Annotated in this window: 18 protein-coding genes; 8 read left to right on the forward strand and 10 right to left on the reverse strand. The window is 59.3% G+C overall.

What is annotated here, in order from left to right; all coding sequences use genetic code 11:
* Positions 1-2 precede the first annotated feature (2 nt).
* The 5 genes from arsC (at position 3) to ACIQJ2_RS25960 (ending at position 3,189) form a co-directional block, all read left to right on the forward strand.
* The gene (gene arsC / locus ACIQJ2_RS25940; RefSeq protein WP_400670320.1) at positions 3-425 is read left to right on the forward strand and encodes an arsenate reductase (glutaredoxin); all 423 of its coding nucleotides are present in this window, start codon (positions 3-5) and stop codon (positions 423-425) included.
* On the forward strand, positions 418-1,125 hold the full coding sequence (gene arsH / locus ACIQJ2_RS25945; protein ID WP_400670322.1) for an arsenical resistance protein ArsH: 708 nt from the start codon (positions 418-420) through the stop codon (positions 1,123-1,125). Before arsC ends, arsH begins: the two co-directional genes overlap by 8 nt.
* Positions 1,126-1,473: 348 nt before the next feature.
* Complete coding sequence (locus ACIQJ2_RS25950) at positions 1,474-2,067, forward strand: hypothetical protein (RefSeq protein ID WP_400670324.1); 594 nt, start codon at positions 1,474-1,476, stop codon at positions 2,065-2,067.
* Entirely contained in the window at positions 2,064-2,627 is a 564-nt protein-coding gene (locus tag ACIQJ2_RS25955) for a hypothetical protein (protein WP_400670326.1), read from the forward strand. The genes ACIQJ2_RS25950 and ACIQJ2_RS25955 overlap by 4 nt, the downstream gene beginning before the upstream one ends.
* Positions 2,617-3,189 carry a hypothetical protein gene (locus tag ACIQJ2_RS25960; RefSeq protein ID WP_400670328.1) on the forward strand — a complete coding sequence of 191 codons (573 nt, stop codon included), beginning with the start codon at positions 2,617-2,619 and terminating at the stop codon, positions 3,187-3,189. Before ACIQJ2_RS25955 ends, ACIQJ2_RS25960 begins: the two co-directional genes overlap by 11 nt.
* Before the next feature lie 86 nt (positions 3,190-3,275).
* On the opposite strand, the gene ACIQJ2_RS25965 is transcribed toward ACIQJ2_RS25960, so the two are convergent.
* Positions 3,276-4,631, reverse strand: a complete 1,356-nt coding sequence (locus ACIQJ2_RS25965; RefSeq protein WP_400746635.1) for a hypothetical protein — start codon at positions 4,629-4,631, stop codon at positions 3,276-3,278.
* A 406-nt stretch (positions 4,632-5,037) separates the two neighbouring features.
* Between ACIQJ2_RS25965 and ACIQJ2_RS25970 the strand changes: the two genes are divergently transcribed.
* Positions 5,038-5,259 (forward strand): DUF4287 domain-containing protein, encoded by a 222-nt coding sequence (locus ACIQJ2_RS25970; protein WP_400670334.1) that lies wholly within the window; start codon positions 5,038-5,040, stop codon positions 5,257-5,259.
* A gap of 169 nt (positions 5,260-5,428) precedes the next feature.
* Here ACIQJ2_RS25970 and ACIQJ2_RS25975 read toward each other — a convergent pair whose 3' ends face one another.
* Complete coding sequence (locus tag ACIQJ2_RS25975; RefSeq protein ID WP_400670337.1) at positions 5,429-6,820, reverse strand: aldehyde dehydrogenase family protein; 1,392 nt, start codon at positions 6,818-6,820, stop codon at positions 5,429-5,431.
* Between the two features lies 1 nt (position 6,821).
* Complete coding sequence (locus ACIQJ2_RS25980) at positions 6,822-8,468, reverse strand: acetolactate synthase large subunit (RefSeq protein WP_400670340.1); 1,647 nt, start codon at positions 8,466-8,468, stop codon at positions 6,822-6,824.
* A 223-nt stretch (positions 8,469-8,691) separates the two neighbouring features.
* Between ACIQJ2_RS25980 and ACIQJ2_RS25985 the strand changes: the two genes are divergently transcribed.
* Positions 8,692-9,585 (forward strand): tetratricopeptide repeat protein, encoded by an 894-nt coding sequence (locus tag ACIQJ2_RS25985; RefSeq protein WP_400670343.1) that lies wholly within the window; start codon positions 8,692-8,694, stop codon positions 9,583-9,585.
* 60 nt (positions 9,586-9,645) lie between these two features.
* Here the strand turns inward: ACIQJ2_RS25985 and ACIQJ2_RS25990 are convergent, their stop codons facing one another.
* The 5 genes from ACIQJ2_RS25990 to ACIQJ2_RS26010 form a co-directional block, all read right to left on the reverse strand.
* The gene (locus tag ACIQJ2_RS25990; protein ID WP_400670346.1) at positions 9,646-11,301 is read right to left on the reverse strand and encodes an ABC transporter ATP-binding protein; all 1,656 of its coding nucleotides are present in this window, start codon (positions 11,299-11,301) and stop codon (positions 9,646-9,648) included.
* Between the two features lie 22 nt (positions 11,302-11,323).
* Positions 11,324-12,118 (reverse strand): ABC transporter permease, encoded by a 795-nt coding sequence (locus ACIQJ2_RS25995; protein WP_400670348.1) that lies wholly within the window; start codon positions 12,116-12,118, stop codon positions 11,324-11,326.
* Between the two features lie 24 nt (positions 12,119-12,142).
* Entirely contained in the window at positions 12,143-13,090 is a 948-nt protein-coding gene (locus tag ACIQJ2_RS26000) for an ABC transporter permease (protein ID WP_400670350.1), read from the reverse strand.
* A gap of 89 nt (positions 13,091-13,179) precedes the next feature.
* A complete protein-coding gene (locus ACIQJ2_RS26005; RefSeq protein ID WP_400670351.1) occupies positions 13,180-14,739 on the reverse strand; it encodes an ABC transporter substrate-binding protein in 1,560 nt (519 codons plus the stop codon).
* A gap of 61 nt (positions 14,740-14,800) precedes the next feature.
* Positions 14,801-15,931: a trans-sulfuration enzyme family protein gene (locus tag ACIQJ2_RS26010; protein WP_400670353.1), complete on the reverse strand. Its 1,131-nt coding sequence runs from the start codon at positions 15,929-15,931 to the stop codon at positions 14,801-14,803.
* Between the two features lie 338 nt (positions 15,932-16,269).
* Here ACIQJ2_RS26010 and ACIQJ2_RS26015 point away from each other — a divergent pair, with 338 nt between their 5' ends.
* Positions 16,270-16,752 (forward strand): Lrp/AsnC family transcriptional regulator, encoded by a 483-nt coding sequence (locus ACIQJ2_RS26015; RefSeq protein ID WP_199150060.1) that lies wholly within the window; start codon positions 16,270-16,272, stop codon positions 16,750-16,752.
* A gap of 25 nt (positions 16,753-16,777) precedes the next feature.
* Here ACIQJ2_RS26015 and ACIQJ2_RS26020 read toward each other — a convergent pair whose 3' ends face one another.
* Together ACIQJ2_RS26020 and ACIQJ2_RS26025 are read right to left on the reverse strand one after the other, a co-directional pair.
* Positions 16,778-17,791, reverse strand: a complete 1,014-nt coding sequence (locus tag ACIQJ2_RS26020; RefSeq protein WP_400670355.1) for a hypothetical protein — start codon at positions 17,789-17,791, stop codon at positions 16,778-16,780.
* Complete coding sequence (locus ACIQJ2_RS26025) at positions 17,791-18,690, reverse strand: SMP-30/gluconolactonase/LRE family protein (protein WP_400670358.1); 900 nt, start codon at positions 18,688-18,690, stop codon at positions 17,791-17,793. Before ACIQJ2_RS26025 ends, ACIQJ2_RS26020 begins: the two co-directional genes overlap by 1 nt.
* Positions 18,691-18,696: the final 6 nt, after the last annotated feature.

Below are 18,696 nucleotides of genomic sequence, written 5' to 3' on the forward strand. Positions count from 1 at the left end.
TCATGGATGTCACCATCTATCACAACCCGGATTGCGGCACGTCGCGCAACACGCTGGCGATGATCCGCAATGCCGGCATCGAGCCGACGATCATCGACTATCTGCAAGATCCACCAGACCGCGAAAAGCTCGCAAAGATGATTGCGGATGCAGGTCTAACCGTCCGCCAGGCGATCCGCGAGAAGGGTACACCCTATGTCGATCTCGGTCTCGACAACCTCGCCCTGACCGACGACCAGTTGCTCGACGCGATGCTCAAGGATCCGATCCTCATCAACCGGCCGTTCGTCATCACGCCGCTCGGCGCACGCCTGTCCCGGCCATCGGAAGCCGTGCTCGACATCCTACCCGACACCCACAAGGGCGCGTTCATCAAGGAAGACGGTGAAAAGGTGCTCGACGCGGAGGGCAAGCGCATTGTCTGACCTGCCTGCCGCATCGCTGGAGCATTTGCGCCAGCCGGATCTGGACGCACTGCGTCCAGCCTTCTCGTCCCACAAGCCACGCATCCTGATCCTCTATGGCTCCCTCCGGACCGTCTCCTACAGCCGGTTCCTGGCGCACGAGGCCGCACGATTGCTCGAACACTTCGGCTGCGAGGTACGGATCTTCAATCCGGAGGGCCTTCCCTTGCCCGATGCAGCGCCGGTGACGCATCCGAAGGTGCAGGAACTGCGGGAATTGTCGGAATGGTCGGAAGGCCAGGTCTGGGTCAGCCCCGAGCGCCACGGTGCCCTGACAGGTGTCATGAAGGCGCAGATCGACTGGATTCCGCTGTCTGTCGGCTCAGTCCGGCCGACGCAGGGCAAGACGCTTGCGGTCATGCAGGTGTCGGGCGGATCGCAGTCGTTCAACGCCATCAACCAGCTCCGGGTTCTTGGCCGCTGGATGCGCATGATCACCATTCCCAACCAGTCATCGGTCGCCAAGGCCTTTCAGGAATTCGACGCCGACGGGCGCATGAAACCGTCTTCCTATTATGATCGTGTCGTCGATGTCTGCGAGGAGCTGGTGAAGTTCACCATACTGACCCGTGACGCGTCCAACTATCTGACCGATCGCTACAGCGAGCGGAAGGAAGAGGCCGAGAAGCTCGAACAACGGGTGTCCCTGAAATCGATATGATCCCGGCGGCGGCTATTTCCACACTTGTCGAAATAGCAGCCGCCCAGTTCGAAAATCTCGGAACCCGACCCGCCTCCAGCTTGTCCAGGCGCGAGACCAAGGGCTGTTTGTAGGCGGCATCGAGGAAAAGCTCGCTATCGCGGCGTCGATGCCAGATGCGGATAGCGGAAGAATTGCCATGTTGAACGTCAAGGAACCTCCCCCAGCCGCCGTGCGCCGATAGCCTCTTCATTGGACCAGATTGCAGGTTTCACCCTTGTCGTATCGCGAGCATGGACCACATACGGATTGTCGCACGGTAGATGTTCTATTCCGGGTGGCAAAAACCAGCTCCAATTGAATTCGGCGATGAAGCAATCGATCATCAGGAAAACCAACAGGACGCTCTATGCACGCATTGCCGCCGGGATCGGTGGCCTTCTGGCGGGTGCCCTGTCGCTGGGACTATCGATCTATGAAACCCGCACGGGAGAAGAGGTGCCGCAGTCAGCGGTCGGCACCGCCCTCGATAGCGGCCAATGGAAAGTCACGCTCAACTCCGCCAGCCTGATTACCAGGACAACGGATGGACTACGCATAGCTGATGGCAAGAAAGCGCTGTCAGTCGATCTGACGCTTGAGAACCTGACTGCAGAGAGCTCGAATCTTTATCGCGACGCAATCAAACTCGACAATGTTGCGAACGCGCCGATACCGCAATTCTATCTCGTTCGGGATCATGAACTGCTATGGGATCTTCAACCGATGATGCCTGAAACCGTTCGGGCGGTTTGGGAGCTGCCGGCAACACAGGCACTGCCCAAGATCCTGAAAGTGACCGTCGTCGGCACGACATATAAGCCGAAGGACAATCTCTATGCCGCGCCCGGTTGGTTCAACCCCACGAACATAGCGCGCGTCGATCTGCCGATCGCTCCAGCCGCAGAAGGAGCGTCCCCATGATACGGCTGCTCTTTTTCCTGCCGCTGATCGGCCTCAGCGCGCTGATGCTTGCTTTCCTGCAAGCGACGACGCCAAGCTATGCCATTCTGACGGGGCCGATCGCGACGGTGGGCCAGCAGAAAGATACCGTGTCGAGCAGGACCTTCAGCATCAAGGTCGACAAGATCATACGCGCCAGGACGCTCGCCTTCACGCGCTACGGAAAGCCGATCGAACGACAAAGCGCCGGGGTTTGGGTGATCGCCAGCGTCGAGCTTCAGACAAAAAAGGAAACGATGACGATCCAGGCTGCAGCCATAAGGGGCGCTTCCGGCCGCCTTTATCGGCAAACTCATCGTGCTGATGGCGCCCCTCGCCTCGTATCGACAAAGACGCTGCAGCCGGGCCTGTCGAGCACAGGCATAATGATATTCGAACTCCCGGAAGAAGACGCGCATGACATGACATTGATCGTTTCCAAGCAGCCGTCATCACAACTGGACTCCGAGATTTACGTCAAACTCGATCAGAACACCGTCGAAACACGTGACCGGACGGAGATCGGCGACAATGGCAACTAGACGGGAACGGCGGCTCTGGCTGATATCCCTGGTGAGCCTGCCCATATTGCTGGCCGGCAACTACGCGATTGACGCATGGCGCAACGCCAGGGAATACGTTCGGCGGAACGACTTGCGGGTGCATGATAGCGTCGACGGACAAGCCTATGCCGGAGCCTTGTGGTCCATCAAACAGACAAGATTGATCGGCGACGGTCGCGACACGAAGATCACCTTTCCAGGGCAAATGCGGCTTTTGATTCTGCGGGTGACCGCACAAGCCGAAGAAGAGATCGGCGGTTCCTGGAGCGAGTGCCAACTGACCCTCACAGATCCGAGCGGGCGGCGATGGCTGCCGCTCAATTTTCTTCTCTCCGACGGTATCAGCCGCGATCTCGATCCGCAGACAGCGCCGGTCGAAGGGTGTGATGCGGCATCCCGCAAACCTCCAGCCAAGGGAGCAAGCGCGCTCATCGAGGAAAAATTCGTCGTTCCGGCCGACGCAATCGCCTCATTATCGGTGCGACTGAGCTTCGCGTCGACACGGCCGAATGCTATCTCATTTCCACTGCCGCTCCACTAGCATCATGCCGAAAAGGGGTAGCGGTTTTCGTGCCGCATCATGCTCTGCTCGCTAAGGTGCAGACCTGAAATCATCCGGCTCGAGGATCAGTTACCACTTCGCCGCCATTGCCGTCCTTGCGCAAAACCGATCTCCAGCGCAGCGGCAAGCAGGCAAATCTTGATCGGCATGATGAGGACACCATCACCCGGCGAGCTCGGGCTGCCGAAGAACAGCGTGATGGCCTGGGCAATCATCTGCCACGACAGCAGATCATACGGACCAATCAATCGGGATATGCCATACCAAGCCCATGCCGCGCCCCAATCCAGCACCCGATAGAGCAGAATAACGCTGATCATCAGCCCCAGGCCGGAGTTCAGGGTCAGGCCTACTCCTTCCGCCAAGGCGCGATAGCGCTTTGCCGTCCCCGCGATGAAGTGCGAGATAAAGTCGCGTATTGCTTTCGGCAGCGCCTCCCAGCGCGAAACGGCGCGCGCCATTCGGCCTTCCGCCAGCGGGCGTTCTCCGTTGATGTCATAGCCGTAGACCAAGGCGGCAAGGGTTAGCCAAACGACAGGATAGAGCGCGTATAGGAAGAGCCCACGCATTTGCTTGGAAAGGGAAATCGAAGCGGCTTCCGCAGTTGGTGGAAAGGCGGTGGCCGCTGCGGCATCGCCAACCGGATTGAGAAAGCCAAGAAAATGTCCGACCGTTTCGGGAAGTTTGGCGACCCAGGAGCGAATATCGCCCTCCCAGGTGGAAATAACGTAGAGACCGATAAACGCCCAATTGGCCTCGCAAACCACAATGACGATCGCCCAGATCGGAGCCTTTGATCGCTCATGCATGAATTTCGCAAAGCGTCGAACTGCCCAGGCAACGGCAACGGAAATGAGCAGCCAAGCGCTGCTGCCGAATTTCAGTGGCGTGTATCCCTCTCCGGCCAGCATCAGATCCAGAGATAGCCGGGAATATTCCCTGACCGTATCCCCTAAGAAACCCCAGGCCGCATAATAAGCAAAGAACGGTACGAGCGTCAGCGCGAGTATCGACGTAAAACCCGGCTTTCTGACCTCCTCGCCCGTTCCAGCGTCCGGCCGGGCAGCCGCAGTGCGCGATGCAGCATCAAGTGCCGGCAATCCGGGCCGCACAGTTTCGAACAGCCCGACGATGATCACCAGCTTGAGAAGCACGACAAGGGCAAGGGTCGACAAACCCGCCAATGCATTCAGCCGGCCGATCATGACAGCAATTTCATTGAGAAGGGAATTTCCAATCAGCCCCAGTAGCCAGAGCGCCATCAACTGCGGCCAGAAACGCCACAGCAGTTGCAAGGTCAGCAATGGCAGCCGCAGCAGGAGCCGGATCGGCGGGCTGGTGCCCTCAGAGAGAACCGTCATGAAACTGATAGTAGCAATCGAACCGCCGATCGCCAAGTCAATCCGTGACCTGCGGATCATCTGGCAACAAGCGTCCCCGCCTGCACAAAGGCATGGCGTCGGCCTCTGTCAGCGGCCATCGAACTTTCAAGAAGGGAAATGCATGGAGCAATCCGATTGGTAAAATTGCCGCGGCGGAGCAGCTGACCAGCCTCCCGCGTCTTTCCCGTGGTTGTAGGGGGCTGGAGTGTTCCCCGAACGCCATTTCCAGGTACGGCTTGCCTTGGGAGACGGTTCATGGCGTGCAACCATCGAAACCGCCCTTGTTATGATGTATTCGGTCCGCGCAACGGGATAAGTTGGCAGCCACGGCGATTTTGCGATCACGATGTAGGATCTATATCGACTGGCACGTCATTATGTCATCAAATCGCCGCGGAAATTGCGCGCGGCAGCGATCTAGTCAGCATGAAAGGGATAATGCACCATGACCAACGAAAAGATCAAAGGGCCTGCTTCCTATTTTCCATCGATCGAGAAGACATACGGCCGTCCAATCGCTGAATGGCAGGATTTGGTGCGCAAGCATTATCCGGCGAAGCACATGGAGCTCGTCAACATGCTGAAGAGCGAACATGGGATGGGTCATGGTCACGCAAATGCGGTCGTCGCCTACACGCTCGCCGCGAAGGAGAAGACAGCCCCCTGAGGAAATATGCTGCGAGAGATGGGGCAGACCGAGCTCAACTTGGCCGCGATGACCGCGTTGGCGAAGTCCGAAACCACATATGGATTGGCCGGGGAAACTGGTCGCTCTTGCGTCCAGTTTCCCCGGTTTGAAAGCAAGGTGACCACACCTCCGCAGGCCGCCATGCCGATCAACTGACGCCGTTGAACACCACCATCTTGTCGTCGGCCATTTCTTCCATCGTCCACGGAATACCTCCGACGCCATATCCCGACTGCCTGCGCCCGGCGAAGGGCATCCAGTCGGTCCGGAAAGCTGTGTGGTCGTTCACGAGCACGGCCGATGCGTCCAGATGCCTTGCGGCCTTGAGCGCAACGGCTATGTCTGTCGAGAAAACGCTCGCCTGGAAGGCATATGGCAGCGAGTTGGCGATGCGTATCGCGTCGTCGACGTCGCTGTAGCCATAGATGCAAGTCAGGGGGCCAAAGACCTCCAACCGCGACACCTTTGCATCGGCCGGCGGATTGAGCAGGACCGAGGGCAGAAGCGTGGTCTCGGACAGCCGTCCGCCGCTGAACTGCCTTGCGCCCGCATCGATCGCTTCCTGAATCCAGCTCGCAACACGCTCGGTCTCGCGCGGCAGGATCAGAGGCCCGACTTCTGTCTCCGTCCGTGTGGGATCGCCGACGCGGAGATTTGCGACTTTGGCGACCAGTGCATCCGTGAAGGTCGCCAGAATGTCGTCATGCACGAAGAGGCGCTGCGCCGACACGCAGACCTGGCCGGCGTGGTAGTATCCGCCCTTGACGATCGTGCCGACGATCGCATCGACGCTTGCGCTGCGGTCGACGATGACGGGAGCCGCGCCACCATGTTCCAATGCGCATCTTGTGCCTGGAGGCAGCTTGCTCTTCAGATACCAACCCACCTTCGCCGATCCAATAAAACTCATGAAAGCGATACGCGAATCCGTCGCAAAGCGCTCGGCAAGCACATTATCCTCGGTGATCAAGGTTTGACACCTGCGCTCGTCCAGTCCGGCTTCCCAGAACAGCTTGACGATCTCGATGCAGGAAATCGGCGTGGTCGCCGCCGGCTTGACGATAACCGGGCAGCCGACTGCCACCGCCGGCGCGATCTGGTGAATGATGAGATTAAGGGGATGATTGAACGCTGATATTGCCGCGACGACACCGATCGGCTCCTTGGTGGTGAAGGCCCATCGGTTCATGCTGGCGGCAGTCAGGCCCATGGGGATTTCCTTGCCGCCAAAATTGCGAAGCTCGTCCGCCGCGTTGACGAGACCATCGATCCCACGCGTTACCTCGATGATCGCGTCGGTGAGCGGCTTGCCGCCCTCGCGGGCGATCATGACGGCGAAGCGGTCGCGATTGTCCGAGAGAAGCTCGGACGCCCTTCTTAAGATCGCCATCCTGCGATGGGCCGGTAGCCAGCCTTCACGATCGGCAAAGGTCCTTGCCGCGAGGCCGAGCTTGCGCTCGAGAGCCTCGGCATCGTCCGCTGCGATGTCCGCAATCAGCTGCCGGTCGAATGCCTGATAAACTTTCAAATTGGGCGTCATCTCAGTCCTCCAGGATGGCCGGAAGCCGTTCACGCAGCTCCTTGACCAATACGCGTTCGTTTTCCGAATAGTCGACGGGAACATTGACGAGGTGAACGCCGCCGCCGGAAAAGGCATCTTCGAGAGATTGCTTGAACTGGCTGATGTCGTCGACCCGTGTTCCCTTGGCGCTGTAGGATTCGGCGTATTTCACGAAATCCGGATTGCCGAACGTCATCCCGAAGTCCGGGAAGTCGTCTACCGCCTGTTTCCAGCGGATCATGCCATAGGCATTGTCTTCGATGACGAGAATGACGAGGTTCAGTTTGAGCCGGACGGCCGTCTCGATCTCCTGCGAGTTCATCATGAAGCCGCCGTCCCCGCAGATCGCCATGACGCGCCGCTCGGGATAAAGCATCGAGGCGACCATGGCCGAGGGCAGCCCGGCCCCCATTGTTGCAAGCGCATTGTCGAGCAGCAACGTGTTTGCCATGCGCGTCCGGTAGTTGCGCGCAAACCAGATCTTGTACATGCCGTTGTCGAGCGCGAGGATGCCGTCATGCGGCATGACCTCACGGATATCATGGACCAGCCGCTGCGGTGTAAAGCGATCTTCGGTCGCCCTGACCGCGATGCGTTCGAGAATGCGCTCGCGCAGGTGAAGAAGGGCCTGCGCGTTCGGAAGCTTGCCTTCGAGGCGATCCGCCAGCGCCTTCAGCGAAGCGCCGATGTCGCCGATCACCTCCGATTGCGGAAAGTAGACCTGCTCGACGGTCGCCGGCTGATATCCGACATGGACGACCTTCGGACCACCCTTGCCCATGATGAAAGGCGGCTTCTCGATCGTATCATGGCCGATGGTGATGATGAGATCAGCCTGTTCGATCGCCTCATGGACATAGTCCTTTTCCGATAGCGCGGCGGTGCCCATATAGAGCTCTGTTCCGCCCGGAACCGTCCCCTTCCCCATCTGAGTCGTGAAGAACGGGATGCCGGTGCGAATGACGAATTGCGCGATGTCCGAGGTCGAGCGCGGGCGCGAAGCTGCCGCCCCGAGCATGAGCAGCGGGCGCTTTGCCGCGGTGATGAGCGCGGCGGCGCGCTCGAGCGCCGCGTCGCTTGCGATTGGAAGCTCCAGCTGATGCGGTGCGACCAGTGCGACCGGTTCGCACTCCTCGGCCGCGATATCCTCCGGAAGCTCGAGATGAACCGGCCCCGGCCTTTCCTCCTCTGCGATCCGGAATGCCTCCCTGACCATCGTTGGGATCATCTGCGGCGAGACGATCTGTCTGGAAAGCTTGGTGAGCGGCTTCATCGATGCCACGACGTCGACCACCTGGAACCTCGCCTGCCGGGACGAAAGTATCCCTTTTTGTCCGGTGATCATCACCATTGGCATGGCCCCAAGCAGCGCATATGCCGCACCGGTCGAAAGGTTCAAGGCACCTGGTCCGAGCGTCGTCAGACAGACCCCCGGTTTACCGGTCAACCGACCATAGGTGGCGGCCATGAAGGCTGCCGCTTGCTCGTGTCGCGTGAGCACCAGTTGGATCGAGGACTTGCGGATTGACTCGACGACGTCGAGATTCTCTTCACCGGGGATGCCGAAGATGCGGTCGACACCCTCATTTTCGAGCGCAGCGACGAGCAGATCAGAGCCTTTGGTCATGACGGATGCCTCTGTTGGTTGTCATACCGATCGATGGAACGATCGAGATCGAGCGAGTGCAGAGCTAAACATAGGCCCCTTCCCGATCCGATCCAATCGCACTTCGGTGCATATATTGCAGGTGAGGTATGCTTGATCGATGGGCGCTTTCTTTGCCAAAGTATGGGCCACAACTGGCATGCTGATCGTTCTGGATGGCATGGATTGGAGCAAAGACGATCCAATGAGTAAACGACACAACATTTTTTCGAAGATGCTGGCGGTCGCGATCGCTACGATCGGGCTTTCTGGTCCGGCCGCAGCGCAAGATGCGCAGGCTGTGTTTGGGCGTCTGAAGGAAATCCATCGTATGGTCATGGATCCGAGCCAGACCTTTAGCATCAGCGCAACCTTGGCGGAACTCGACAATCTTGCGCCGAGGATACCGCGGGATGCGACCGAATCCCTTGGAGAACTGAATTATCTCCGCGGCTTCATCCTTTATCGGGCTGGGAGGGCGAGTGAATCCGTGCCCGCAAGTCTCGAGGCGCTGCGCATCGATGCAGGCACGCCCTTTCTGACGAAAGCCGAGCGCGCTCGTTTCACATACAACCTGGCCAGTCAGGCGGAGGACATCGGTGATTGGGATATCGCCATCGATAACTACCGGAAAGCGATCGATCTGTTTGATAGCGATCCGGATTTTTCCGACGATCAAAGGCTTGGGACGAAGGAACGCCTTGCTTTCTGCCTGCATGAGGTCGGACAATACGCAGAAGCCATGGCCATCAACGAGAATGTGCTTCAGGCGGGCGAGACGTTGTTCGGACAGGACAGCGAGAAGCTGCTGGTCGTGATCACCGATCTCGCGCAGAACGCCTACAAGCTAAACCAGCCAGCGGTAGCCAGACGTTTCCTCGAGAGGCGATACAGCATCGCAACAAAACACGGAAACCAGAACCATATCGACGCAAGTCTCTTCCAGCTCGGCGTCCTTGCTTTCGAGCAGGGTGACAAAAGCGAGGCTAAAGCCTTCATGGATCAACGACTGAAGCTTGCCAAAGAGAGTGGAGACCTCGGCCGGGTTCACGATGCCGAGCGAGATCTGCAGACTTTACGCGAGAAGATGGGAGACTGAGGATCCGAACAACGGAATGGAGGCAGGCCTGCAAATGGCAGACCTGCACTTGTGCACCGCCTAAGAGGCTTCCAATCCGCTCGCGGGACCTGTCTGGACTTTTCGGTTGGCCAGTACTTCATCCAGCCATTTGGAGCGCATTTCGGGCACTGAGGATAGAAGCAGCTCCGTATAGGGGTGATAGGGCGGCGAAAAGACCTCGGCCGTTCCTCCATAGGCGACGACCTGTCCCTTGCGCATGATCGCCACCTTGTTGGCAATGCGCCGCACCGTGCCGAGATCGTGGGTAATGAAGAGGTAGGCAAGGCCGAACTTCTCCTGCAGGCGGCGCAGCAGATTGAGGATCTCCTCGGCAACAAGTGGATCGAGCGCCGATGTGACCTCGTCGCAGATGATGACGTCGGGCTGCGCTGCCAGTGCGCGAGCGATGCAAACGCGCTGTTTCTGTCCACCCGACAATTCGGGCGGCCGGCGCGTGATGAAGCTTTCCGGGAGCTCGATTTGACGGAGAAGCTCGAGAACCCGTTCCCGAACGTCCTTTTTCGACTTGCCGAGGTAGAATTCGATCGGGCGACCGATGATTTCCAGAAGGGTCTGTTTGGGGTTCAGCGCGATATCCGGGATCTGATAGATCATCTGGATACGCCGCAGCTCATCCCGCGAGCGTTGAGCGAGCGCTGCCGACAACTCCTGCCCTTGGAAGAAAAGCTCACCGCTTTCGCGTGGAAGCAGACCGACAATAACCCGCGCAAGCGTGCTCTTGCCCGAACCGGACTCTCCGACGACGGCAAGCGTATCACCGCGCCTCAATTCCATGCCGACATTGTCGATCACACGCGGCAGACCGCTATAACTTGCCACGATCTTGTCCATGCGCAGAACCGCTGCTTCATCGCTATGGCTTGCCTGAACAAATCGCTCGGTCGTGGCTGCGTTGCGTTCTGCCACCAACCGTTTGGTATAGTCCTGCTGCGGGTCATGTAGGATGGCTTCCGCCGTCCCCGTTTCTACCATTTTCCCGTGGCGCAACACCATGATGCGATCGGCGATTTGGGCAACGACGGCCAGGTCATGGGTGATGTAGAGGGCCGCCGTGTTGCGCTCGCGCACAAGCGCGCGGAACGCGGCCAGAACCTCGACCTGGGTGGTCACGTCGAGCGCGGTGGTGGGTTCGTCGAAGACGAGAAGATCGGGCTCGGCAATCATGGCCATGGCTGCCATGGCGCGCTGAAGCTGGCCGCCTGATACCTGGTGCGGGTAGCGTTTGCCGAATCTTTCGGGATCGGGCAAATCCAGCGAGCGAAACAGATCGATCGCGCGCGCTTTCGCTGCCCCCTTGCTCATCAGCTTGTGCCGGACGACGACCTCGCAGACCTGCCGGCCAATGGTCAGTGCGGGATTGAACGAGGCGGCGGCACTTTGGGCGATATAGGCGATTTTGACACCGCGCAGCGAGCGCTCCTCCGCCTTCGAGATCCCCCGGATATCGCGGCCGTTGAAAATGATCCGGCCTCCGGTGATCGCGCAGCCCGTCCGCGTATAATGCATGCTCGACAGGCCAATCGTGGATTTGCCTGCGCCGGACTCTCCGATCAGCCCCAGCACCTCGCCGCGCTTCAGCGTGAAGCTGACATCATCGACGAGAACCGTTTTGACATCGGTTTGCGATGTGGCTTCGATGCGCAGCCCTTCGACTTCAAGCAGAGTATTTTCCATCTGTGTGTCCATCATGGCGCGCTCAGCGTTTGGCGGCACTGGTCGAGACAAGCCAGTCGACCAGCAGGTTGATACCAATTGTCAGGGTGGCAATCGCGCCGGCGGGATAGAACACGGTGGGCACGCCCAGCATGATCATGGCCGAATAGTCTTTCACCATGCTTCCCCAGTCGGCATTTGGCGGCTGAATGCCGAGCCCAAGGAAGCTCAGCGCCGAAATGAACAGGAAGGTAAAGCAAAAGCGCAAGCCGAACTCCGCCACCAGCGGCGCCATGGCATTAGGCAGGATTTCCCGGCGCAATATCCACCACAGGCCTTCTCCGCGCAGTTTCGCCGCTTCGACGAAATCCAGCGTCGCGATATTCATGGCCAGCGACCGGCTGACGCGGAAAATGCGCGTGGCGTCGAGAATGGCGATCGTGACGACGAGGACGGCAAGATCCGTACCCAGAACCGAGAGCACGACCATGGCGAAAATCAGCGCCGGCATCGACAGCAGAAGATCGACGACACGCGACAGGATCATGTCGATCGTCTTGCCGAGCACGGCGGCAGAAAAGCCGGTGAAAACGCCGAGCGTGAAGGAGAGTATGGTGATGAGCAGCGACAGCCCGATGGACAGTCGGGCCCCATAAAGCAGGCGCGAGAGGACGTCGCGACCGAGATTATCAAGGCCCAGCCAGTGTTGCGCGCTCGGCACTGCCCAGGCCCGACCGAGAACGTCCGCTTCCGGATAGGGTGCGAGAATGGGAGCAAGCAATGCCGCCAATGCGCTTGCGATGACGATGAGCAGGCCGATTTGTGCCTTTAACGGCATTTTGTGTCCGAAGAGCCGCATCATTCACCTCGGATGTCTGAGGCGCGGATTGCTGACGAGCGCCAGAATATCCGCGACCATGTTGAGCGTGATGAAGACGGTCGCAAAGATCAGGCCGCATGCTTGCACCACCGGCACGTCGCGCTTGGCAACGGCATCCACCATGGATTGACCGAGGCCTGGATAGACGAACACCACCTCGATCACGACGACGCCGACGATCAGATAGGCCAGATTGAGTGCGACAACGTTGATGATCGGCGCCAGCGCATTGGGAAGCGCATGCTCGACCACGACGCGCCATTTCGGCAGGCCTTTCAGCAAGGCCATCTCGATATAGGGGCTGGACATGACGGCAATAACCGAGGCCCGGGTCATGCGCATCATATGGGCCACGATGACCAGAACCAGCGTCAGCATCGGCAGAAACGTCATGTAGAGTCGGCCCGAAAACGGGGTTTCGGGGGTGACGCTCGCCAGAACCGGAAACAGGCCCCAGTAGACCGCCACCCATTTGATCAGCAGATAGCCGAGGAAATATTCCGGCAGCGAGATCGCAAGCAGCGTCACGGCATTGGCGAGAGCGTCAAATACGCTTCCCTGCCAAGCTGCCGTCAAAATGCCGAGCCCCACCGATAGGGGTACCGCAATGGCGGCGGCGTATAGTGCCAGGAAAAGCGTATTATAGAGGCGCGGCGCGAGATCGGCTGAAACCTCGCGCTTGTTGATGAGAGAGGTTCCGAAATCGCCCTGTACCGCTTTGCCGAGCCAATCGGCGTAGCGCTCCACGGCCGGCCGATCGAGTCCCAGATCATGTCGCAACGCCGCGACGTTTTCTTTCGTGGCATTGTTCTGCAGCACGGCTTGCGCGAGATCGCCGGGCAGGATTTGGGTGCCGGCGAAGATGAGCACGGAGGCGGCCCATAGGGTCAGCAATCCGAGTGCCGCTCGCTTGATCACGAGTGTGAGCACGTTTCCCTCTTTTATCTTTATCGTTTCTTTTCTTACAGGGGAAAGAAGACCGAAAGCTTGCGCCCCGGTCTCCCTTCACACTTCCGATATCAGGCCTCCAGCCAGACCTTCTCGCACAGACGGCCATTGGCCAGGTCGAACTGGGTATGGGGAGTGTGCCCCTTGACGTGCGAACGATGGGCATCCAGCCAGTCGGAAAACACGGGGATAAGAGCGCCACCCTGATCCGACAGCATCACCTGCATATCCCAGATCAGGCTCTTGCGCTTGGCTTCGTCCACTTCGGCCTTGGCGGCATCGAGAAGCTTGTCGAAAGCCTCGCTTTTCCAGTGTGTTTCGTTCCAGTTGGCACCCGAGTAATAGGCAGAGGCAAGCATGTCGGTTGCAGACGCGCGGCCCGCCCAATAGGAGGTGCAGAACGGCGCCTTGAGCCAGACATTGCTCCAGAAGCCGTCATGCGGCTCCTTCTTGACCGACACATCGATGCCCGCCTTGCCGGCAGAAGCCTGGAAGAGCACGCTCATGTCGACCGCCCCCACATAGGCGGCATCCGAGGCCGACAGGATCACCTTCGTGTCGGTAATACCCGACTTTTTCAGATGGAATTTCGCCTTGTCGAGATCGTAAGGCCGTTGCACGAGATCGGTATTGTAGAAAGGATCCGAAACCGGGATAGGTTGATCGTTGCCGACCCGGCCGAAGCCGTTGAACAGGGCGTTTAGAATCTGGTCGCGATCGCAGGCATATTTCAGCGCCAGCCGGAAATCGGGGTTGTTGAATGGCGCGGCATCCGTCTGCATCGCCATGATGGTGTGCCAGCCGCCCGGCGCCTGCACTAGCTCGATACCGGGTGCGGCGCGCAGCAGGTCGACCGCGCGCTTGTCGACGTCATTGATGACATCGACCTGACCGGAGATCAGGGCGTTCATGCGCTGCACGATATCGTTGACGACGGTGATTTCGATGCGATCGACATTGCCGCGGCCCGTCTTCCAGTAGTTTCCGACATTGCGCAGCACGCAGCGCACACCCGGATCGAAGCTGTCGACGGTGAAAGCCCCCGTGCCGATCGGCTTGGCCCAATCGCTAAAGCCTTCGGGTACGACCAGAAGGTGATAATCGGCGAGTGTGTAGTGCAGATCGACATCCGATGTTGCCAGCACGACCTTGATTTGGTGCGTGCCGAGCTTCTGGATTTCCTTGACATGCTTCAAGCCGCCGGCGGCTGCGGATTTGCTGTCTGCGCCTGTATGCAGGGAAAGGGAATAGATCACGTCATCGGCGGTCATGGCCTTGCCGTTATGGAAGACGATCCCCTTGCGAATGTTGAAAATCCATTCTTTCGCCTGATCGCCAATCTCCCAGCTTTCGAACAATTCCGGCTGCGGCACGCCCCTCTCGTCGATTTCGATGAGACCGTTCATGACGGCGTAGCCGACCAGCAACGGCACGGCGTTCGAATAGGAGGTCGGATTCAGCGTATCGGTCGTGCTGCCGCCACGCATGCCGATCTTCAGTGTCCCGCCCTTCGTCGGCGCCTCCTGCGCAAAGGCAGAACCGATCATATAGGGACCGGTTGCGGCCGTCAGGCCGAAGGCAGTCGCCGTCTTCAGAAAGTCCCGGCGGGACTGAGAGCCGATCAATGTCATATTCCGTTCTCCTCCATTGGCAGATTGTTTTTGGTTGTTTTGTGCGGGTGCGGGTAGTGCATCAGCCGAGCGCCGTCCACAGGTCGTCGATCAAATCGGCTACGGCTTCGATACCGACGGAAAGACGCAGGAGGTTCGGCTCGACATGCGAATTGGGTTCGATGGCTTCGCGCCGTTCGATCAGGCTTTCCACCCCTCCGAGCGAAGTTGCAGGCTTCCAGATGCGGGTGCGGGCGGTCACGCGGTCGGCCTCTGACGCGCCTCCCCTGACAAGAATGGACACCATTCCGCCGAAACCGCCCGTCATTTGCCGCTTGGCCAGATCATGCCCCGGGTGCGACGGCAGGCCGGGGTAATAGACCTTTTCCACCCTTGGATGTTCGAGGCAGGCCATGGCCAGCGTCATGGCTGATGCGCAGGCGCGTCCGACGCGCAGATGCAGCGTTCGCATGCCGCGCATCAGCAAGGCGGCCTGGAATTGGCCGAGAACGCCGCCATGATAGTCGCGGTTGAAGCAAACCTGCTCCCAGAAATCGTCCGTCCTTGCGGTCATGGCGGCGCCCGCCAGAACGTCGCTATGGCCATTCAGATACTTGGTTGCCGAATGAACGACCATATCGGCGCCAAACGACAAGGGTTGAGACAGAACGGGCGTCGCAACCGTATTGTCCACCACGAGCCGCGCCGCGGCGCTGTGCGCGATATCCGCCAGCCCGGCGATATCGTAGAGATACCAATGCGGATTGGAGGGCGTTTCAGCCCAGACGATACTCGTCTCTCCCGGTATGACGGCTGCGCGTATGCACTCGAGATCCGTCATATCCGCGTGGGTTATTTTGAGGTTCTGCTGCGCCGAGTATCGTTTCAGCCAGGTGCGCATCCCATGATACATGTCGATGGGGAAGACACAGTGCGAGCCTGGTTTCAGCGCCATGATAATGGCGGTCATGGCAGACATGCCGGAGCTGAAGAGCCTGCAATCCGCAGCCCCTTCGAGTGTCCTAAGCGTTGCCTCCGGCTGCTCCAGCCCCGGATAGCCATAGCGGCTGTAGCTCCAGCCGGTTTGCGAATAGCCCTCCGCTGGGCGAAGGAAGGTTGTCGCCAGATGAATGGGAGGAACGACTGCCCCGGTTGGATCGTGGTTTTCGCAGGCACCCTGGGCAAGGGTTGTGTCCGGAAGATAGCGAGGCATGCGAGAGGGTCACCCGTCTTGAGATCGAGCCGTCCGTCCAGGAAGGCGCTGTCATGTTCGTGACACTATGGCACTGTCGCGCTTTATGGTTTTTTCGTTCTTTCGGTCCTGATCGAGAAATTTATAACCGAAACGGCCTCGTGACGCATAAAACTCTCATCGGCGAAATATTGGCCGCCTTGTGCATGCCCCTCGTTTCCCCTAGAGCATTTGGCTCAGGAGCGAGGTCGCATCAATGGAGCGACATGCTTGAAAACCCACCCTGAAGCGCGTCGCGCGAGGCGATATGGACGCGACATGCTTGAGGTTGTGCGGATGATCAGGATTTGGAGTGCCGGATGTCTTCATCGAAGGTGAGCCTCGATCGCATCGATCGCAAGCTGCTCAATCTGCTGCAGCAATCCAGCATGCTCACCTTCCAGCAACTGGCAGATAAGATCGGCATTTCCCAGCCGGCTTGCCATCGCCGTATCCATCGGCTACGCGACAATGGCGTGATCCTCGGCGACATCTCGATCGTTAACCAGACCTATGCCGAGCGCAAATTGGCGATCTGGATCGAAATATCCCTATCGTCTCACCAATTGAACACTTTCAATGAGTTGCTGGCGATGCTGCGGAGCTCGCCCTACGTGTCATGCTGCGACGTGATCACCGGTGATACCGACATATTGGCCTGCCTCAATGTGATCGACATGGAAGAGTTTCGCGAAGTCACACGCGAATTTATGCGGAAAAGTCCAATCATCAAGACCTATCGCTCGATCACGGTGGCCCAGCGCGTAAAGCTTCATCCGAACTATCTCTTTGACGAGAATTGATGGAGTAGATGCCCTGCGAGGCGGGCTATGCTGCGGCCTCGACCGAAAGCCGGTAACGGCTGGTGAATATCTGATCGGGATCAAGGGCAAGAGCCGTAGCGACGCCAGCCTGCTCCAATGGATTGGACGCTGAAGAGATCGCCGGTCCCAGATCGAAGGCGGAAGCAATCGGCTCGACCCCAAGCGCCACATGCCGCCCGTCCCATGGATAGGCCTTGCGCCCACGATTGCTGTACCAAAGCAAGAGGCTCGGAAAGTGTTCCTTCTGCCACTCGAGCCTCGCGCGAAATCCTTCATCCCGGTAATGGAGCGCAACCTTGCCGTTGACGCCGGTCAGTTGCAGCAAGTCCTCGACCTCTGCGACAAGCGGTACCTGAGTTGCGTCGATGGTCGCTCCGTCACGCGTTTCCACCCTGCCGAGCGACGACCATTGCCGTGCCGGGGGGAATTGGGCCGCGCCCGGCTCGAGATCGCCGGGGAAACTCCATACGCGATCGTATGCGCCCGGTTCGATCGTGACTGCGCCGGAGCGAAGCGGTAACCGAAAGGTTGGATGCAGGCCAATGGGAAGACGGCACATACGGCGCGCCTCGATCTCCAATATGATGTCGATGGCGGCCGCGGTCGGGTCCGGAACGATACGCCGACGAAGCAGGCGGATCGGATGGTCTTCCGGATAGTGGCACTCCAGGCTGAGCTGGTGGTCGTCGCAAACGCTCCAGTCCCAATGAACATTGGAGCCGTGACCATGGGGCACAGTCGCCCCTTTGAAGCTCTCTCCCGCCGCCGTCCAACCGGCCGCGAGCGCACGATCGGCGTCGCCGCCGAAAGGCACGCAGGGCCACTCGCCACGCAATTCCTGCAGGATCTCCGGTAAGGCTCCGCGCTGTGGGTCGTTACCCCAGCGGGCGACATGCAAGGGACTGACCTGTCGCCCGTCCGGCAGCAGAAACAACACCGGGCCGAGCATTCCACCAAGCGATTGCACCGAGAGGCAGCCATGCGCCCAGGCAAGCGCTTTGCGTGTCGTCTTCGCCATCAGCGGATCGCAGCTCCATATCGGTTCTCGGGCAGGCCGGCAATTTCGACCCGCATTGCATATAGGCTTCCGGCAAGACGCTCGCCGGGCGCTGCAAGCACACTTGCAGTGGTAATGTAGAGCGTCTTCAAATCCGGGCCGCCGAAGGTACAGGTGGTGACGTTGGTCACCGGCATTTCAATCAGCTCGGCGAGGCTGCCATCGGGTGCTATGCGGGCAATGCATCCGCCACCAAAGCGGCAATTCCAGAGGAAACCAGCGCTATCGATGGCCGAACCATCGGGTGAACCGCGACCGAAACCAGCAAAAAAACGCCGCTCGCCAGCAATCGATCCCTTCGCCAGATCATAATCAAACGCGTAAATTTCGTTTGAAAGCGTATCGCCAAAATAAAAGGTCCGGCGATCCGGGCTCCAGCAGAGCGTGTTGGAGATGCCAAGGTCACGGCGCCATTCGGTGACGGCACCATCAGGGGCGATCCGATAGAGGATACCCTCCCCTGGCCCGGCCTCGCCAAGCTGCCCGTCTGGCAGAACATTGTTCTTCATCGAACCCACCCAGAAGTTTCCGGCTGGATCGGCCCGACCATCATTGAGCCGCACGCGCGGCGCGCCTTGCAGGACAAAGCCATGATCCTCCCGCCGATCCGACCCAGGCCACCACCAGACGAGCTTTGAGGCGAGGGCCACGAGCAGACGACCGGCTTCTTGCGTCAACGACACGGCAACCACGGGTTCGTCGAACAACCAGCTTCTAACTGCCCGTGTTGCTTCGTCGTAGCGGTGGATGAGGAAGCGGTTGATGTCCGTCCAGTAGAGCGACGCCTCGTCCACCGACCAGACTGCGCCCTCGCCGCACCGATCGCCGACCGGCGCGACACAGACAGGTGAGCGTGTCATCTGCGC

It is taken from the genome of Rhizobium sp. NPDC092011, from assembly GCF_044756305.1.
Taxonomy (GTDB): Bacteria; Pseudomonadota; Alphaproteobacteria; order Rhizobiales; family Rhizobiaceae; genus Rhizobium.

What these genes read in the sequence shown, in the direction of transcription:
- arsC (WP_400670320.1), top strand. Translation starts at nt 3, where the DNA reads ATGGATGTCACCATCTATCACAACCCGGATTGCGGCACGTCGCGCAAC.
- ACIQJ2_RS25955 (WP_400670326.1), top strand. Translation starts at nt 2,064, where the DNA reads ATGATACGGCTGCTCTTTTTCCTGCCGCTGATCGGCCTCAGCGCGCTG.
- ACIQJ2_RS25950 (WP_400670324.1), top strand. Translation starts at nt 1,474, where the DNA reads ATGAAGCAATCGATCATCAGGAAAACCAACAGGACGCTCTATGCACGC.
- ACIQJ2_RS26025 (WP_400670358.1), bottom strand. Translation starts at nt 18,690, where the DNA reads ATGACACGCTCACCTGTCTGTGTCGCGCCGGTCGGCGATCGGTGCGGC.
- ACIQJ2_RS25995 (WP_400670348.1), bottom strand. Translation starts at nt 12,118, where the DNA reads ATGCCGTTAAAGGCACAAATCGGCCTGCTCATCGTCATCGCAAGCGCA.
- ACIQJ2_RS26020 (WP_400670355.1), bottom strand. Translation starts at nt 17,791, where the DNA reads ATGGCGAAGACGACACGCAAAGCGCTTGCCTGGGCGCATGGCTGCCTC.
- ACIQJ2_RS26010 (WP_400670353.1), bottom strand. Translation starts at nt 15,931, where the DNA reads ATGCCTCGCTATCTTCCGGACACAACCCTTGCCCAGGGTGCCTGCGAA.
- ACIQJ2_RS26005 (WP_400670351.1), bottom strand. Translation starts at nt 14,739, where the DNA reads ATGACATTGATCGGCTCTCAGTCCCGCCGGGACTTTCTGAAGACGGCG.
- ACIQJ2_RS25975 (WP_400670337.1), bottom strand. Translation starts at nt 6,820, where the DNA reads ATGACGCCCAATTTGAAAGTTTATCAGGCATTCGACCGGCAGCTGATT.
- ACIQJ2_RS25980 (WP_400670340.1), bottom strand. Translation starts at nt 8,468, where the DNA reads ATGACCAAAGGCTCTGATCTGCTCGTCGCTGCGCTCGAAAATGAGGGT.
- ACIQJ2_RS25960 (WP_400670328.1), top strand. Translation starts at nt 2,617, where the DNA reads ATGGCAACTAGACGGGAACGGCGGCTCTGGCTGATATCCCTGGTGAGC.
- ACIQJ2_RS26015 (WP_199150060.1), top strand. Translation starts at nt 16,270, where the DNA reads ATGTCTTCATCGAAGGTGAGCCTCGATCGCATCGATCGCAAGCTGCTC.
- ACIQJ2_RS25965 (WP_400746635.1), bottom strand. Translation starts at nt 4,631, where the DNA reads ATGATCCGCAGGTCACGGATTGACTTGGCGATCGGCGGTTCGATTGCT.
- ACIQJ2_RS25990 (WP_400670346.1), bottom strand. Translation starts at nt 11,301, where the DNA reads ATGGAAAATACTCTGCTTGAAGTCGAAGGGCTGCGCATCGAAGCCACA.
- ACIQJ2_RS25970 (WP_400670334.1), top strand. Translation starts at nt 5,038, where the DNA reads ATGACCAACGAAAAGATCAAAGGGCCTGCTTCCTATTTTCCATCGATC.
- ACIQJ2_RS25985 (WP_400670343.1), top strand. Translation starts at nt 8,692, where the DNA reads ATGAGTAAACGACACAACATTTTTTCGAAGATGCTGGCGGTCGCGATC.